This is a genomic window from Paenibacillus sp. J31R30 (genome assembly GCF_059692115.1).
This window is the reverse complement of sequence record NZ_JCAUAV010000003.1, coordinates 92,109-109,545: the sequence shown is the minus strand read 5'-3', so window position 1 is coordinate 109,545 and position 17,437 is coordinate 92,109. Positions and strand designations below refer to the sequence as shown.

The following is a 17,437-nucleotide window of genomic DNA, read 5'->3' as shown; positions in this document are numbered from 1 at the left end:
AAGAAGCCTATTCGGAAGAATGGCCTCTTACTAGCTTTCAGTCTCTATTTCAAAATCATGCTCATTGCTGCATATGCATTGACGAAATCCAGTTTCAATTTTGTCTTTTTCCTGTTTGCCTCGCAATACGAACTTCTCACCACATATTCGACATCGGATCTTCACTTTCACGCGCGTCGTTAATGACATGTAAACCCTCCCGGTCGTTCCCCATCCATGTATGGAGTTCACCATTTATACAGTCATTATGACCCAATTCAACCCATTTTAATCTTTTCATCCACGGTCACAACTCGTAAAGGGGAGTGCGCATTCGCACGATCCACTCGCCAAATAGAACGCAGCCAGAGGAAGGTCATGAGCGGAATCATGATCCAAATCCATCCTGTTTTGAAAATGAGCAAAATATAATCAAAGGCGCCATGCCATGCAATCGGCAGAAGCAGCGATATCCATAGATATCTCGTTTGCTTATGCGGGTTGAACTTAGCTTTACCCATGTAATACCCCATCATAACACCAAATAAGGCGTGTCCCGATACGGGTAGAAGCGCACGAAGCATCAAAGCAGAGAAGGAAGAAGCATGCAGGAAGGCATAAATGATATTCTCCAAGGTTGCGAAACCGAGACTTACTGCCACCGCATAGACAATCCCGTCGTAAGGCTCATCAAAGGCTTCATGCCGGAATATGAGATTGTACAGAATCAGCCATTTCAGAAACTCCTCCACCCCTCCAGAGAGAAAGAAAGAAGTCATAATTGTGCCGTTGCCGAACTCTTGGATGAGCGCATTCTGCAGAACCATCGTGGGATACACGAGAAGTACACCGAATAGAAACATCCTTATCACTAAATGGATAGGTTCCGTTTCGTACCGATCCTTGAGATAAAAGTAAGCGAGCAATGAGAGACCTGGGGCTATGGCTGCCAATAAAATAGGCACGATATGCATGTTCCAGCTCCCCTCTTTTTTGAAATACATGCCTCTATTATAATCGTTCTCTCCAGACATATCTACGTGTAACACGATATACCCCTTAAGCGTATTAATGGAAAACAAAACAAGCATCCTCAAAAACGGTTGTTTTTGGAGATGCTTGTTTCATTCTACGGCAGAAGGACGTGAGTCCCCGTTTATTTGAAATGGCGGCAAAGCACCTTCACGGCATCATCTGCAATAATCGTGTTCCCGTATTCCTCAAGAACGGCTTGCGTAACAGACGAGGCTTCACCGAATTCAGACAAGACAGCGATTAGCGCTTGATACTTGGTTTCTTCAAGGTCAACAGGTTCTAACTGTAAAATATATTTCCCTTTATACGAATAAAGGGTACCACCTTCCATAAGAAGGGGATTAATTACTTTGGATACACGCAGCAGATCTTCAAAATCACGGAAAGCATAGGAGATCAAATCGCTTTGTTCAAGCGTAACTTCCATTTCGTACACTTCTTCAGCTTCGTGATCATCATATGCATCAGAACTTGCATACAAATCAAGCTTTCCTCTGGTCACAATGACAACCATACCTTGCGCTGGGAGTGCGAATACCTCAACAGCAAGCGGACCGGACGGGTCAAATCCGAGCTCCGAATAAGCTTGATCCATCATTTCACTAAACAACTCGTGCACTTTCGGAATTTCTCTCCACATGTCGTCTTTTTGAATTCCACGTTCAGTTAAGTCATCGAATGTTAGGAAAATCCGTATCTTATCCTGACTTAAGCGTTCTATTTTCATGATAGGATCCTCCTTTGAGCTCTCCAAATGGGAAAGCTTGCATCGAAAGCATGGTCACCTTATTTCAATCAGAATATGTTAGAAAAATAAAAAGGTGAACCACTAATCAATAAATGGACATGCATCCATCTATTGTTTTCACCTATCATGTTAACACTAATTCAAACCAATTGCACGCGATAGTTATGTATAAAAAGAAAAAGCACAGCCGGCCCCGTGGGTATGCCTGACTGCGCTGAGCGCTTATGGTTATTGAATTGTAGCGGTGCTCGCTTTATTATCTTGCAGGATTTCATTGACGGTTGCCTTCAAATGGGGATCCTCTTTAACAATTTTTTCTACTTGGTTTAGCCCATTTGTACTCGTCGATGAGAAACTTTTGGCTGTGGACTCACCAAATGATTTGCTGCCAAAGGTGTCTTTTGCCTTATCCATCATGTGACCCATCGAATCACTTGACGAACTAAACGCCGAGAAGAGCAGTGATTTACTTTTACGATTAAGATAAATAACAGCAGCCGCTCCAGCAATACCGCCGAGCATAAATGTTCCTAATTTCATTGGATCTCCCTCCATGATAAGTAGTTTGAATCCTTTCTAGGTTGTGCGAGTTTAGAAGTGGACATACACTACTTGAGAAGGAAAACATAGGAGAAAGGACATCTGCGAAATGTGATCACAATTGTGGTACTATAAGTGTTGACTAACATGTAAGGATCTGAGGAGAAGACGAATCATGACAAAGAAAGCAAGCACACTGCTCTTAACAGTCCTGCTTCTAATGACTGCCTGCAGTGCAAATCAAACCGAAACAAGTCCGGCTGCGACTTCGAGCTTGGCGCCAACAGCGCAAGTGACAGCAAGTCCGAGTCCCACTCCGACACCTACCGCGACTCCTTCACCGTCACCGTCACCGTCACCAACACCGACGGCACCTGTTCAGGAGATAGTTCAGAAGACCTATCACATGAACAAAAACTATGATATCGTGCCGAACGACCCCAATGGCAATAAAAAAGTCGTCCTTTTAACCTTTGATGATGGACCGAAAGAGCAAGCGATGAATCAATCTCTCCTTGATATTTTGAAGAAACATAAGGCCAAAGCGATCTTCTTTATGAACGGCTATCGCATTAAGCAGAAGCCCGAGCTCGTTAAGCTTGTCCATGACAGCGGTAATATCATTGGCAACCATGCTTGGGATCATGACAACCTGAAGGATATGCCGGTTGAGAAGATCGATAAGCAAGTCGATGATGTCCAGCAAATCGTGAAAGAAATAACGGGGCAGGCTCCGCAGTTTTTCCGACCTCCATTTGGTTCAGGCAATGATTATTTGAAAACAAAGGTAAAGAACAACAAAATGCTCTATATGACATGGTCAAATGGTTCTTTAGACTGGGATATGACAAATAAAAATAACGATTCCAATAAAGTGATCGAGAACGTGATGCAGCAGCTTCATAATGGCAGCAACATCCTCATGCATGAGCTTCCTTGGACGGTGAGTGCCCTAGATACGCTGCTAATTAAGTTAGAGGAAAAAGGATATTCTTTCGTAGATCCGAACGCGATTGAGCTTGAAATGAGATAAAACATATAAGAGCCATACGGCTGCCACTTTCTCGTGGAATCGTATGGCTCATTTTATTTGACTTACAACTTCGAGTACTTAATCCCCCAAACAGTTAAACTCACCACCAACGCAATAAATAACCAAAGCAGCGTCATATAGAAAAGATTCGTCCATTTACCTTGTTCTGAAGGATGTACGGCTCTACGCGGCGGTAAATAGGTATCATCCTCCTGCTTCTCCTCCATACCCGGATTAGACCTCGAAGCTACTCTTTCTCCTAGACTCATGAACCTTGATCTTCCTCCTTACTAAACCGTAAAATGCAACCCATCACCATATCAATCATAAAGTGAGCAATAATAGGTGTCCATAGGCTTCCCGTATGAAGGTAAATCCAACCTAAGCCATAGCTAATACAGAAAACCATCCCCGTCATGAGCCAATGCTGTAAGTAACGAACGTGAATGGCAGCAAACAGAATACTGGTCCAATAGGGCCCCCAAGCATGTTGAATCGCGCCGCGGAATAGGACCTCTTCACACACAGATACTATTAACGAAATAAGTGCAATATGCCAAAGGGCTCTATTTCCAAAAAGCATTTGATTAATGCCGCCGTCGTCTGAGACTTCTTTGGGTACCCACCGAGAAATAAGTAAGTCTATACCAAGCACTGCAATGGCAAATAAACAACCCCAAATGAGAACTCCCCAGCCTCCTTGGAACGATAACGCGGAAAGAATCTTCGAATTGCTCTGAAAAATCAAGATGATAATTCCGATAATAAGCGTAAGTAGTTGTGTAATGTAAAGATTCAGTAATAACGTCTTGTCATTCAGTTCATTGATATCGACTTTCCCTATACGAAGGTTCTTAAAATCGAATTTTTTCAAAGGAAGCAATCCTCATTTCCTTATATTATTCCTTTTTATTGCTGTATGACCTATACTAAAACAAATATAAGAGACAACAAGGAGCTAGATTTATGGAGAAGCGTCTTACCCGCACTGATTATTTATTTGCCCTCATGTTTATATTTATGCTGGTCTGTATCCTTGGCGCTTTTTTCTATGGCTTGCGATTAGGGCAAGCGAAATCATATTTAAAATACGATAAAATACTACACGCTGATCAAGCAGCAGCAGTACCTGAAATAGGAGCATATGACCAACAAGTTTTAGTCTCATATTACCATACCATCTTTTTACCCTTTAGGGAATTTCAGAATAAATGGTTTGAATTATTGAGTCAAATTGAGATGGACAACGCCGCAGTGGATGCTTCCGCGGTACTGAAAGAGCTTAGTAAAATTGCAGCTGATAAATACAACACACTTCAGTCTAAAAACATGCCTGCTTCTTCACCACTGTTGGTACAATCACACCAAGGCTATCTCAAAAGCTTGAAGCTGTTCGCTGATGCTTTGGGTAACTTCCAATCGAAAGCTAACGCACAGAGTCATTCGCAGCTGCTAGACGCCATCCAGAAGGATGCGTACTTCCTTGAAGCCAAAACACAAGCCTTAACCGCTCAAAAAAATTACTTCGACTCTATTCTAGTTTGGAATGGCACGATGGATCCGGATATCGAATATTTCGATTCAAACAATAATGCCAATCTAGATCAATGGCGTGCCATGAATTTCAACGTGAAGAATGTCTACATTACAGCAAAGTTATTGAAAAACAAGGCATTTTCACCCTTTTATCCGCAAGATTTAACGATTAGAATTGATGAATTCATCGCTTCAGGACAAGCAAAGAAATTAAACGTGAACGATGTGAATCAAACGATGGAATTATTGTTAAGTACAAATGCAGTTCGTCAAGGCGACTTTGTTAAAGGTAAAGCGAAATGGTACGCCAATGAAACGCTGCCGCAGTTGCCATTCTTCTCGGATGTGAATTGAAAAAAGAGCTGATGATTTGGTCATATTACATGATCAAATCATCAGCTTTTTCGATTAGTCGTACTGGAATCCGCGGAACATGGCAATTGCCGCCATTCCCCCGTCTACATTAATAACGCGATCAAAGCCATTCTCTTTTAAGTACTCCGCTACACGCATGCTGCGCATCCCATGTGCACATACGATATAAATGTTCTCATCTTCCGGAAGCTCGCCCATACGCAGCGGAATTTGTTGCATAGGTATTAATTTCGCTTCTTCCATATGATAGTACTCCCATTCATGAGGTTCTCTTACATCAATAATGACACTATTGCCTAGTGTTTTCTCTTCAACAGCTTGGAGAAATATTTGCGGATAAATGCGGTTGATTTCCATTTTGTGACACACTCCTGTTTCCATGAACTAAGATCTTTCCATTTACTGTACCACACCCGAAAAAGAGGCTCAAATATTAACAAAATACCATTGCTTTCTGAACATTCTTCCTTTAAAATAAACGAAAAGCTTCAAATTGATTGTCAATCCGAACAATTATGACGTTTCCGTAAAAATCGTTCGACATGTATTGACACGATTTCGAACGCATGGTAATCTAGTAAAAATTCTATATCACAGTACAGCGTTGACGGAGCCAAGCAAATAAAGTAGCTTTCAGAGAACCGATGGTTGGTGAGAATCGGTAGCGAACTAATTGCGGAGCACTCCAGAGTTATTGCATTGAAAGTAAGTAGTAGATGCAATCGGGTTAGGGACACGTTACAGTTCCAGGTCGCAAGACCAAATGAGGCTATCCATGCGAATGGGCAGCGAACTAGGGTGGTACCACGAAAGCAATCTCTCGTCCCTTTGGCTACAGGCTAACTGTCTGTGTCCGAGGGCTGGGAGTTTTTTTATGTTCAAATCTAAGGAGGAAACGAATTATGTTCAAAGTTCTAGTATCCGATCCAATTAGTGACATGGGAATTCAAATGCTTTATGATGCAGCTGATGTTGAAGTGGTTAAGCAATCTGGTCTATCCGAAGACGAACTCATTGCCATTATCGGTGAGTACGATGCCCTCTTAGTTCGTAGCCAAACAAAAGTAACAGAAAAAATCATGACTGCTGGCACGAAGTTGAAAGTAATTGGCCGCGCTGGTGTCGGTGTTGACAATATCGATTTGGAAGCAGCAACTAAACGCGGAATTATCGTTATCAACGCACCTGATGGTAACACAATCGCAACTTGCGAGCTTACCTTCGCTATGATGATGGCAACAGCTCGTATGATTCCACAAGCGTACAAGAAGACAGTTGGCGGCGAGTGGGATCGTAAATTCATCGGCGTTGAGCTTCGCAACAAAACGTTAGGTATTCTCGGAATGGGACGTATCGGTAGTGAAGTAGCGAAACGCGCGAAAGTATTTGGCATGGAAGTTATCGGCTACGACCCGTTCTTGACAGAAGAGCGTGCTGAGAAAATGGGTGTAAAGCTAGGTTCCGTTAACGAAATCGCTTCACAAGCTGATTTCATTACGGTTCATACGCCACTTACGCCGGAAACGCGTCACTTGATCGCGAAACCACAATTCGAATTAATGAAACCAGGCATCCGGATCATCAACTGTGCTCGCGGCGGAATTATCGATGAGCTAGCATTGGTAGAAGCGATTGATCAAGGCATCGTTGCAGGAGCAGCTTTCGACGTATTCGAAGTAGAGCCGCCTGCGAAGGATCACCCTTTCTTGACGAATCCGAAAGTGATCGTAACTCCTCACCTTGGGGCATCTACAATTGAAGCGCAAGAGAACGTAGCGATCGACGTATCCGAGGAAGTGCTTCACATTCTTCGTAACGAGCCATTTAAAAACGCAGTTAACATGCCGCCAGTTCCTGCTGATGTGCTTAACAAACTACAACCATACTTCAGTCTTGGTGAAAAAATTGGTTCCGTACTTGGTCAAATTGCCCAAGGTGCAGTTTCCGAAATCGTCATTAACTATGCGGGTGATTTGATGGATGTAGATACAAGTCCGTTAAATCGTTATATCGTAAAAGGTATTTTCCAAAACCAATTGGAATCCATCAATATTATCAATGCGATGCATCTTGCTAAATCACGCGGTGTGAACATCGTCGTGCAAAAATCGAACGCATCCAACAGCTTCACTAACCTTGTTACTGTAACTGTAAAAACGAAGCAAGAAGAGAAAACTCTTGCAGGTACATTACTTGCTGGCTTTGGCGAGCGCATCGTGCGTATCGATCAATACCCAGTTGACTTCGCTGCTGAAGGTAACTTGTTGCTTATCTCCCACAACGACAAACCAGGGATTATCGGCCGCGTTGGTACATTGCTAGGAAGCAACCAAGTTAACATCGCGACAATGCAGGTTGGTCGTAAAGTGATCGGCGGCTCCGCAATCATGGTATTGACGATTGATAAAACAGCTCCTGCTGAAGTATTAGCTGATCTTACGAAGCTAGATGAAATCGTGAATGTTCGTGCCCTTACGCTCTAATAAGCACAAATTGTTTCACGAACAACAAGATTTTATCTGAATATTCTACACACGGAAAAGGCGATTGCTGAGTATTACTAGCAAACGCCTTTTCTTTGTGTCGAAATTCGCACAATTTTCTGTTTATTTGTGTTCACAAGGCAAGCAGATCGTAAAGGTACTGCCTTGCCCCCATGTACTTTGTACCGTTACAGTGCCCTGATGGGAATCAATGATGTTCTTGACGATCGCGAGGCCAAGTCCTGTCCCACCCGATGAGCCACGCGTACGCGCTTTGTCCGCCTTGTAGAAGCGTTCAAAGATGAACGGCAGGTCCTCGGCAGGAATCCCCTGCCCCTCGTCTACGATCTCAATGCGGATCGCGGGCCGATCCTTGGAGAGGCACGCCTCCGCATTCAAGGCGATACGCGCGCCTGCAGGCGTATGCCGGAACGCATTGTCGAGCAGGTTCGTCAGCACCTGCTCCAAGCGATCCTCATCCGCGCGCTGCAGGATGAGCGGCTCTTGCGGCAGCGCCACGCTTAGCGCGATGCCGCGCTCTTTGGCCAACACCGCAAATTTGCGGTGCATGCGTCTCACCAGGGAGTCGATCTCGACCTCCCTGAAGACAAGTTCGAGATGGCCGGCTTCCATCCGCGCCAGATCGAGCAGGTCACGGACGAGGCGCCCCATGCGGAGCGACTCGTCGTGGATGACCTGCACCAGCTCCACGCGCTCCTCCGGCGTGGAGGGTATATCGTCGAGCAGGGCTTCACTGTAGCCCTGCAGCATCGAGATCGGCGTACGCAGCTCATGCGAGACGTTCGCCACGAAATCTTTGCGCAGCTTGTCGAGCCGCTCTTCCTCCGTGACATCACGGAGGACGGCTACAGCGCCGCGCACCTGCTCTCGGGAGTAGAGTGGCGTCATCGCCACGGACCACACGCCATTCTGCACATGAAGCTTTGTAGCAGCTTCTGCTGATTCATCGACAACCGCTTCAAAAAGTGGAATCAACGGCACAGGAATCGGACTGGAGGAGGATGGATTGTTAAAGCTCATGAGTCCCCAATCGCCGAGTGAAGTATCCGGCTGTGGGAAACGCCTTGCGATGCCTTCATCCTCCGACCATTCAATCGTGCTCCACTCTTGAATGATCTTCTCTCCTTGCGGGTTACTGAGCATAACTGAACCATTCACATCCAGTGTAATGACCGCATCTGTCATACTGCGAAGGATACTGGATAGATGCTCCTTCTCTTGGCTAAGCGCATGAATGCTCTCCTGCATCTTCTCGCCCATATGATTAAATGTTTTGGCCAGCTCACCTATCTCATCCTTGGATAGAATCGGAACCCGTGTGCCATATTCCCCTAGTGTGATGAAATCAGCGGCTTTCTTCAGCTGCTGGAGCGGTCTTGTAATTTTGGAGAATAAGAAGAAGGCGAAGAAGGTAGTCATCAGAAAACCTACAATCGAAACATAAACAAACAATCTTAACATATACGACTGTGTGGCTTCTAAGGATTGTAAGGACTGATACAGCAGAGTGGCACCGACGATCGCACCTTCCATATTGAAAAGCGGTACCGCAACAACGAGATATTCAGTCCCAGATTCGAAACGACCTGTACCTGATTTATTCACTTGTTTGTCGAGTGTTTTACCTTCAAAGACGGCTTTAAGCTCTTCGGGCTTGTAAAAATCTGAAACATGGAAGTTAACTAATTCGCTGCCTTGCGTTGTGGGAATAACCATTTCTCTCAAATCTTTTGAAATCACCAACATGCGCGAATCCTGAAAGCTTAGCAGTTCATTACTTAACGCATAAAACTGTTCATTATACATGTGTTGAGAGGCTTCTTCTGAAAGTTTGACAGCCATTGTCTTCATATGTTTGGTTTGATCCGTTGCCTGCGAGAAATAATTTTCCATATAATTGACAAGGAAAAAGCCTAGTATGAGCAAAACAACCCCAACTAGGCCAATAATCGTTAACCACAGCTTTCCTACGACACTTCTGAAAATAAACACTTATTTAGGCACCTCTAGCTTGTAGCCTACACCCCATACGGTCGTAATCATCGCTGCAGCATCCGGGGATACTTTGTTTAATTTTTCACGGAGTCTCTTCACATGGGTATCAACGGTACGTAAATCACCGAAAAATTCGTAGTTCCAAACATCCTTAAGAAGCTCTTCACGAGAGAAAACCTTATCCGGAGAAACAGCCAAGTAATGCAGTAATTCATATTCCTTCGGTGTTAAGGCGACTTCCTGGCCACCAGCCGTTACTCGGTGTGCATCATGCTCGATGATCAAGTTCGGGAATACAATATTATTGCTGGAGCTTGCATCCTTGGACAAGTAAGCTGTCGCTGATGAGCGACGAAGAATAGCTTTCACACGGTAAATCACTTCGCGAGGTGAGAACGGCTTAACAACATAGTCATCCGCTCCCACTTCAAATCCACTTACACGGTTCGTCTCTTCACCCTTCGCTGTCAGCATAATGACTGGCGTGGATTTCACTTGACGAAGGCGAGCACACACTTCAATGCCATCGATACCAGGCAGCATAACGTCCAACAAGATCAGATCAAAATCGGTTTCAGTTGCCATCCGCAAAGCGGATTCACCATCTTCCGCTTCTTCAATGAGATAGCCTTCTTTCTCTAAATACATGCGTAGCAATCGGCGAATACGTTCTTCATCATCTACAACGAGTATACTTGGCTTCAATTCCATGGAGCGTCACATCCTCTTCATATTGTACGTGCTTTGATTTTAAACGCCTGCATAGGAATGCAGTCCTGCTATGACTAAGTTCACACCAACTAATGTAAACATAACTACGATAAATCCGATAACGGTTAACCACGCAGATTTCTTACCCTGCCAGCCCTTTGAGAGACGAAGGTGAAGGAATACAGCATAGAACAACCAAGTGATCAGTGCCCATACTTCCTTCGGATCCCAGCCCCAGAATCGGCCCCAGGCTTCCTGCGCCCAAATCATCGCGAAGATGAGTGCCCCCAATGTAAAGATCGGGTAGCCAATCGCAATCGCGCGATAGCTGATTTCATCCAGATCTTCCGCATCCATGCCTTTTACAACGGGGCCAATCGCTGCTCCCAATGGTTTACGAGCCACTAGGCGTGCTAGCCAATAAAGAATGAGACCACCAAGAATGGACCAAATGACGGTGTTTAATTTGCGTCCAGCGCTTGCCCCTTCCATCCAGGATGGAGCTGTGAATAGTGGTTCAGACATGCCTAGGAATGGCTTCATCTCGACGACCTTCGTATCATACGGCTGCACAATCGGAGGCAATACGTAGGTTTCTTTTGTATGGGTGGTTTCCTGTACACCAGCATTCGTAACAATCACATCTTTGGAAAATACAGCTTTGTAACCTGATCCATTGAACGTAAAAATCGAGGCGATGAATGCGACAAGCATTAAGATAAAGAACAGAGTCAGCTCGACACCTCTTTGTTCCTTCTTGTCCGTCTTCGTCGTTCCTGTATAATCGACTGCTCGCAGCAAATACATCAAGCCACCGGCAAAACCAACGGCGAAGAAGGCTTCTCCTGTTGCTGCGGTCGTTACGTGAATTTTAAGCCAATAGCTCTGAAGTGCTGGAATTAATGGCTGTACCTCACTTGGGAAAACGGAAGCATAAGCAATGATAATAAAGCCGATCGGTAAAGCAAAAACGCCGAGAACAGGTGTACGGTAAATAAGATACACGATCAAGAATGCAGCCATGATCATCATTCCGAGGAAGGTCATAAACTCGTACATATTGGAGGTTGGGATATGATCCCCTTCTGCCCATCTCGTAAAGAAGAACGTCACATGACACGCAAATCCAACGACGGATGTTATAAAAGCGACGAAGCCCCACTGTCTCGTATGATCTTCGGGCTTCCGATTGCTCCATCTTTTACCGGTAATCGATAAGACAAACAGGAAGAATGCGAGCAAATATACGAAAAATGCGATAAGTAAAAAGGTGCTGCTGACAGAGTTTACATTCACCCCTGGTTTCCTCCATTTGCTAATGTTTTCGGTGAAACGTCCAAGCCATTCTTGTTTAGTGCTGCGGCTACTTCATTACGAAGTCCAAACCAGTTCTTATTTGTATGGCCGCCTAGTGTAAGCTTGCCCTCATCAATTCGAATCCAGATACGGCGGTGCTGCCAGTAGAAGCCCATGATGACACCGATCATAAAGATGGCGGAGCCTACCCAGATATAAGGCATCGCTTTATCTACACGAATGTTCAGGTATGTTGTATAATTCGCAAATTGAACACCTTCCATGGAGCCAACAGCTATTTTGAGCTTCTGGCTAATCGCACCATTAATGGTATCCTGCGAGAAGGTTTCCTTATCAATTTGCCTTGGGAAATACAGATAAGGTTCACCCTTGTCGGCGAGTCCTGGCCCTGTAATACTAAAAATAAAAGCTGGTGCTTTCGGCTCATTCGACTTTGAAATCGGTTGACCTTTCTCTAAGCCAAACTCTGGGTAGAAGCCTTTCAACGTAAGCTTATAAGGCCCTACCTGATAGGAATCCTTCGGATTATTCATCGGTAGATCGAAACTGCCGTACGTCTCACCTGTTGTTGGATTACTAAGCGTTGGCTTCACGGAAATCAGCAGCGGTGTCACTTTGTAATCAAACTGATAGGCTTGCAGTCCCTTGTAATCCAGCGGATGATTCACGATGATGTTGGACTTATGGACTTCTTCCAGTACTGGCGACTCTGCCCCATCCTCACAATTCGCGGTACAATGATACAAAACGGCTTGCGTTTCATATGTTTTTGGTACGATCTGACCTTTGGCTTTAATACTTTCAGGAAGCTCCTGCTCATCATAAAGTGTAAGGGTAAATTTCTCGTTTTTGATGTAATACGACGTATGTGGGATTGGCTTGGTTTCGCCCTCTAGAATGCCCATGTATTGATCCATATGCCAGCCAGGAATACTCCGCATCAACACACCGATTAGGAAAATAATGAGTCCAATATGATTGATATAAGGACCCCAGCGGCTAAAGCGATATTTCTCAGCAAGAAGAGCAGATCCATCGGTATGTACACGGTAATTCTTTTTGCGCAAAAGCGCGGCTAACTTATTCGTCCAAGCGATCTCATCCGTACCTGCAGGCAGGTCAGTTACATGTGTAACATTTTGCCGAACAAGAAAATTGATGTGCTTGCGTATTTGCTGCTTAGATAAAGCTCGATACAAGGGAAGTACACGGTCCAGACTGCAAATCACGAGTGAAGTTCCAATCATGAACAGTAACGTAATGAACCACCACGAGCTGAAGGTATGAGAAAAGCCAAGGGAATGATAAATACTTCCTAGTTTTCCGTAGTTTTCGGTGTAATATTGGGTCGGGTCCATGTCCAGAAATGTATTCTCTTGCGGGAAAATCGTGCCTACAGCCGAAGCCAGCAATGTAATGAAAATGATCCATACCGCTATTTTGACCGAGGAGAAGAAATTCCAGACTTTATCGAGCAGGGATGGATTCGATTTCTGAGAGCGTCGAGCCATGCCATCATAGCGCATTTCCAGAATGTCTCTGCCATCGACATCGATCAGCGGATTGCCACACGATTCACACAGTGTTGTGCCGGTGGGGTTCTGATGCCCGCAATCGCATTTGGTATTGTAGAACATGATGACCTCCTAAAAACGTTGAGCATGCGTGCGAATTACGATGTCCGAATTACAATTTTTTCACCAAACTAGACAGCGTCTCATCAATATAAGACTCTTCCATTTGGCCTATTTTTTTCACAGCTATTTTGCCATCTGCGCCTATGAAAAAGGTTGTCGGATAATCCATAACGCCATACAACTTACGTACAACTTCATTGGCATCCAACAGCACTGGCATATTTAATTGATATTGATCCATGAAGCCCTGAACAGTTACTTTGTTCTTGTCCACATTAACTTCTAAGAAGACAACCCCTTGATCCTTCCACTTATCATACTGCTTCTGAAGATCAGGCATTTCTTCTTTACAGGGTGGACAAAACGTACCCCAGAAATTCACTAACACGACTTTCCCTTTGTAGTCGGAGAGCTCGTGTGTCTGACCATCTAACCCCATCAAGGAGAAGTTTGTCGCCTTTTCCCCTTGCTGTGGATACTTCTTGCTGGCTGAAGCAGACAAATTGGTAATAATCGTAAACACACCAATAATGAGCACGATTGCAAAGATCCCAATCTGTACCCACTTCTTATGACGACCCACTGTTAATCACCTTCGCTTTTTCGACAATGTTAGTTTTGGCATATCGAATTATACCCTTATTATAACGAAAAGAAGGCCAATTCTTATTGGCCTTTTTGAACGTTATGTGTCCTTAGAGCTTCGTTCCTGAGCTCTTCAACTTCTTTGGGCGTCAAGTGGCGATACTTCGCTCTTGCCAAGCCTGTTAAGAAGATGGGACCGAATTTAATCCGCTTTAATTTGATAACGGGAAATGAAATCGCCTCAAACATCCGTCTGACTTGGCGGTTTCTTCCTTCATAGATTGTGATCTGAATAACCGACTCATTCTTCTCCATGTTCACATCAGCGTACTCGACTTCAGCAGGAGCTGTCATGCCGTCTTCTAACTGTATGCCCATTTTGAGCTTATCTAATAACGTGCCGTGCGGCACCCCTTTGACCGTTGCTTGATACGTCTTCGGTACATGATGCTTCGGATGCGTCAGTAAATGCGCAAACTCACCATCATTTGTTAGGATAAGCAGGCCTTCCGTATCATAATCCAATCGACCGACAGGATATACACGTTCTCTGATCCCCGGCAAGAAGTCTGTCACAACTTTACGCCCCTCTGGGTCTGTAGCACTTGTAATAACACCTTTGGGCTTATTTAAAATGACATAGATCTTCTTCTGTTGACCTATTGCACGTCCATCGACCCTAATCTCATCTTCGGCTGTATTCACTTTCACACCCAGCGTCGTGACGACTTCACCGTTCACTTGCACGCGTCCCGCTGTAATGATTTCTTCACATTTCCGGCGGGATGCGATCCCAGCTTCGGCTAATACCTTTTGCAGTCTTTCCATTATCCGCTTTCACCTCAAGCTAATGATAACGGACTTAACCGCAAATCTCAAGCGGCAACCCACAATAACTGACAGAAGGTGACAGAATGATGGCTAAGATCTTTGTTAGGCAAATACCAAATAACAAATAACCAGCGAAGCTATGAAACCTACTGCGTCCGAAATCAAGCCAACTTTAAGCGCATAGCCTGCTTTTCGAATCCCAATCGCGCCGAAATAGACCGTTATCACATATAAAGTTGTATCCGTGCTCCCTTGTACGGTTGAGGCAATCCGCCCGATCATGGAATCCGGTCCAAACTGTTCGATCAGATCTGTTGTAAAAGCCAAAGAGCCCGCTCCCGTAATTGGCCGTAAAATTGCAAGTGGCAGCACCTCTGTCGGCACACCGATGCTTTCGAAGAAAGGCCGCATCCAACCGATCAGCATGTCCATCGCGCCTGATGCACGAAACACAGAGATCGCCACCATCATGCCGACGAGGTGGGGAATAATTTTGATCGCTGTATCGAAGCCATCCTTGGCTCCCTCTACGAATGATTCATAGACGGGAACCTTGCGATAAGCCGCGTATAGCGGTATGAATACAATCATGATCGGGATTGCCCATGCCGAAATGAGCGAAACGAGTGCGTACATGCAGGTTCATCCTTTCAGCGGAGGGATAGGTGAGCGCGATCTGCGATACCATCGATCCACGAATATAGCCGCTGTTGTTGAGATGATGGTCGCAATGAGTGTTGTGCCTACGATTTCTGCTGGGTTCACTGAATTGAAATTCATTCGAATCGCAATAAGCGTTGTTGGAATTAATGTGATACTAGACGTATTCAGGGCAAGAAGTGTACACATGGCCGTACTCGCCTCGTCCTTATTCGGATTCAGTTTTTGCAGCTCCTGCATCGCTTTAATCCCCATTGGTGTCGCCGCGTTACCTAAGCCAAGGATATTAGCACTCATGTTCGACATGATATAGCCAAGCGCCGGGTGATTCTTAGGAATGCTTGGAAAAAGGAAGCGTACCGCAGGCTGGAGCAGTTTGGCCAGCTTGAGTAGAATACCCGCGTCCTCTGCGATGCGCATCATCCCCATCCAGAATACCAAGACACTAATTAATCCAAAACATACCGTGACGCCATTCTTCGCCCCATCAAATGCCGCTTGTGTAACGGATTCTACATCGCCATTGATGGCCGCAACGAGGAAGCCGACAACGATAAAAAACAGCCATATCCAGTTCACCATAGATTAGCACTCCTTACCCCTTTTGCTCAAAACACATTACGACTCTTAATCCGCCCACTGCGAGCCAGATAGATTGAAAAGTTCTTGCACTAGCATCCTGCACATGTAGCCATACCGTGTCAGCAGAGTCTCCTTATAAGGCGTGCTGGGTTGAAAAGAAAACGTCGCTTTCTCCGGTACTTGCAGCAATGGATTGGACTTATCATAGATCGGTATGGTCTGAATCCGTTTGTTCTTTAAGGATATTTGCAGCGCTCCACGCTCCGCTAATCGATACTCGGTGGTCATCGGATCTAGCAACGTGACTTGGTGGGTTAAAGCAGCATATTCCCCTTCTGCTAAAGGGTAATTGAACGTTCTGCTAGCTACATATGGCGTACCTTCGATTGCGTCGCCTTTTTTCACCAGGGTTTGCAGCGGGAAATTCTTAAAGCCGTATTGGAGCAGTCTGGCATGATCTGCCCAGTCATCACCATCATTCAAGGTAACCACAACAAGCTGCTGTCCATCCCGTGTTGCAGAAGACACTAAACAGCGCTTAGCCAGCTTGGTGTACCCTGTTTTCACTCCGTCTGCCCCTTCAAACATGGAGAGCATCTTGTTCTTGTTCAGCCATGAATAATCCCAGGCTTCATTTGGATTCGGCACTTTTTTCAACTTCGTGGACACGATGTCTGCAAAAACACTATTCTTCAGCGCATAAGCTGTCAGCTTGGCCATATCGTTCGGGCTAGAGCGATGACCTTCCCCTTCGTCGAGTCCTGAAGGATTGGTGAAGTGGGAGTTCTCCATGCCCAGCATTCTTGCTTTCTCATTCATTAAGTAGACGAAACCTTCGACGCTTCCACCTATATGCTCAGCGATCGCCGTAGCTGCGTCATTACCAGAACGCATCATGAGTCCGTACAGCATGTCATGCAGTCTCATTTCTTCGCCCAGCTTCAAATAAATGGAAGAACCTTCTTTGCCGAAGGCATTTTTGCTGACCTTGACCATGCTATTAAGGTCGCCTTGTTCAATCGCAATGATGGCGGTCATAATTTTGGTCAAGCTGGCTATACGCATAGGCGTGTCCCCTTTTTCGCTATAAAGGACACGTCCTGACTCCACATCAACGAGCGATGCACCTACCGCATTCGTATGAATGCTTGGCGGCGCGGCTTCTACATAGGACCATGGCGCAATTAGCAATCCAAGTAATGCAAAGCAAATGAAGATGAACTTTAATTTAGTTTTCATCGTTTTGGTTATCCTCCTACACGAGCGAACTTGTACACTTCATAGAACGTAACGAATCAACGGGTAAAACTTTGTACAAGTATATGCGTGTGGAGATAGGATATGTCCGTGAATTAGGTGCGACGCTGCC

The 17,437-nt window shown here is 45.1% G+C and carries 19 protein-coding genes and 1 other annotated feature; of the genes, 3 read left to right on the top strand and 16 right to left on the bottom strand.

Translation table 11 applies throughout. The features are described 5' to 3' along the window. Positions 1–30 precede the first annotated feature (30 nt). From AC58QO_RS12155 to AC58QO_RS12140, 4 genes are all read right to left on the bottom strand, one after another. Positions 31–189: a hypothetical protein gene (locus tag AC58QO_RS12155; RefSeq protein WP_497265717.1), complete on the bottom strand. Its 159-nt coding sequence runs from the start codon at positions 187–189 to the stop codon at positions 31–33. Between the two features lie 68 nt (positions 190–257). Then, a complete protein-coding gene (gene prsW / locus AC58QO_RS12150) occupies positions 258–1,028 on the bottom strand; it encodes a glutamic-type intramembrane protease PrsW (protein ID WP_497265715.1) in 771 nt (256 codons plus the stop codon). A 107-nt stretch (positions 1,029–1,135) separates the two neighbouring features. Then, positions 1,136–1,741 (bottom strand): genetic competence negative regulator, encoded by a 606-nt coding sequence (locus AC58QO_RS12145; RefSeq protein ID WP_497265713.1) that lies wholly within the window; start codon positions 1,739–1,741, stop codon positions 1,136–1,138. A gap of 249 nt (positions 1,742–1,990) precedes the next feature. Continuing rightward, entirely contained in the window at positions 1,991–2,302 is a 312-nt protein-coding gene (locus AC58QO_RS12140; protein WP_497265711.1) for a hypothetical protein, read from the bottom strand. Positions 2,303–2,477: 175 nt separating this feature from the next. On the opposite strand from AC58QO_RS12140, the gene AC58QO_RS12135 reads away from it, so the two are divergent. Then, the gene (locus tag AC58QO_RS12135) at positions 2,478–3,335 is read left to right on the top strand and encodes a polysaccharide deacetylase family protein (RefSeq protein ID WP_497265709.1); all 858 of its coding nucleotides are present in this window, start codon (positions 2,478–2,480) and stop codon (positions 3,333–3,335) included. 62 nt (positions 3,336–3,397) lie between these two features. On the opposite strand, the gene AC58QO_RS12130 is transcribed toward AC58QO_RS12135, so the two are convergent. Further along, positions 3,398–3,604, bottom strand: a complete 207-nt coding sequence (locus AC58QO_RS12130) for a hypothetical protein (protein ID WP_497256911.1) — start codon at positions 3,602–3,604, stop codon at positions 3,398–3,400. Further along, positions 3,601–4,209, bottom strand: coding sequence for a CPBP family intramembrane glutamic endopeptidase (locus tag AC58QO_RS12125; protein ID WP_497265707.1), 609 nt, complete (start codon positions 4,207–4,209; stop codon positions 3,601–3,603). The genes AC58QO_RS12130 and AC58QO_RS12125 overlap by 4 nt, the downstream gene beginning before the upstream one ends. A gap of 92 nt (positions 4,210–4,301) precedes the next feature. On the opposite strand from AC58QO_RS12125, the gene AC58QO_RS12120 reads away from it, so the two are divergent. Beyond that, a complete protein-coding gene (locus AC58QO_RS12120) occupies positions 4,302–5,225 on the top strand; it encodes a hypothetical protein (RefSeq protein WP_497265705.1) in 924 nt (307 codons plus the stop codon). A gap of 54 nt (positions 5,226–5,279) precedes the next feature. On the opposite strand, the gene AC58QO_RS12115 is transcribed toward AC58QO_RS12120, so the two are convergent. Continuing rightward, positions 5,280–5,603 (bottom strand): rhodanese-like domain-containing protein, encoded by a 324-nt coding sequence (locus tag AC58QO_RS12115; RefSeq protein WP_497265704.1) that lies wholly within the window; start codon positions 5,601–5,603, stop codon positions 5,280–5,282. 238 nt (positions 5,604–5,841) lie between these two features. Then, positions 5,842–6,077, top strand: a binding site (T-box leader). A gap of 71 nt (positions 6,078–6,148) precedes the next feature. Here AC58QO_RS12115 and serA point away from each other — a divergent pair. Further along, entirely contained in the window at positions 6,149–7,729 is a 1,581-nt protein-coding gene (gene serA / locus AC58QO_RS12110; RefSeq protein ID WP_497265702.1) for a phosphoglycerate dehydrogenase, read from the top strand. A 123-nt stretch (positions 7,730–7,852) separates the two neighbouring features. Here the strand turns inward: serA and AC58QO_RS12105 are convergent, their stop codons facing one another. The 9 genes from AC58QO_RS12105 to AC58QO_RS12065 all read right to left on the bottom strand — a co-directional run bounded on the left by AC58QO_RS12105 (position 7,853) and on the right by AC58QO_RS12065 (position 17,307). Continuing rightward, on the bottom strand, positions 7,853–9,742 hold the full coding sequence (locus AC58QO_RS12105; RefSeq protein ID WP_497265700.1) for an ATP-binding protein: 1,890 nt from the start codon (positions 9,740–9,742) through the stop codon (positions 7,853–7,855). Continuing rightward, complete coding sequence (locus AC58QO_RS12100) at positions 9,743–10,456, bottom strand: response regulator transcription factor (protein ID WP_057312096.1); 714 nt, start codon at positions 10,454–10,456, stop codon at positions 9,743–9,745. A gap of 39 nt (positions 10,457–10,495) precedes the next feature. Next, on the bottom strand, positions 10,496–11,752 hold the full coding sequence (gene ccsA / locus AC58QO_RS12095; protein WP_497265698.1) for a cytochrome c biogenesis protein CcsA: 1,257 nt from the start codon (positions 11,750–11,752) through the stop codon (positions 10,496–10,498). Beyond that, entirely contained in the window at positions 11,749–13,410 is a 1,662-nt protein-coding gene (gene resB, locus AC58QO_RS12090; RefSeq protein WP_497265696.1) for a cytochrome c biogenesis protein ResB, read from the bottom strand. The genes ccsA and resB overlap by 4 nt, the downstream gene beginning before the upstream one ends. A 49-nt stretch (positions 13,411–13,459) precedes the next feature. Further along, the gene (locus AC58QO_RS12085; RefSeq protein WP_497265694.1) at positions 13,460–13,993 is read right to left on the bottom strand and encodes a redoxin domain-containing protein; all 534 of its coding nucleotides are present in this window, start codon (positions 13,991–13,993) and stop codon (positions 13,460–13,462) included. Between the two features lie 83 nt (positions 13,994–14,076). After that, the gene (locus AC58QO_RS12080; RefSeq protein ID WP_056614495.1) at positions 14,077–14,823 is read right to left on the bottom strand and encodes a pseudouridine synthase; all 747 of its coding nucleotides are present in this window, start codon (positions 14,821–14,823) and stop codon (positions 14,077–14,079) included. Positions 14,824–14,928: 105 nt separating this feature from the next. Continuing rightward, positions 14,929–15,462 carry a spore maturation protein gene (locus AC58QO_RS12075; protein ID WP_497256932.1) on the bottom strand — a complete coding sequence of 178 codons (534 nt, stop codon included), beginning with the start codon at positions 15,460–15,462 and terminating at the stop codon, positions 14,929–14,931. 6 nt (positions 15,463–15,468) lie between these two features. Beyond that, positions 15,469–16,068 (bottom strand): nucleoside recognition domain-containing protein, encoded by a 600-nt coding sequence (locus tag AC58QO_RS12070; RefSeq protein ID WP_497265692.1) that lies wholly within the window; start codon positions 16,066–16,068, stop codon positions 15,469–15,471. A 45-nt stretch (positions 16,069–16,113) separates the two neighbouring features. After that, positions 16,114–17,307, bottom strand: a complete 1,194-nt coding sequence (locus AC58QO_RS12065) for a D-alanyl-D-alanine carboxypeptidase family protein (RefSeq protein ID WP_497265690.1) — start codon at positions 17,305–17,307, stop codon at positions 16,114–16,116. Positions 17,308–17,437: the final 130 nt, after the last annotated feature.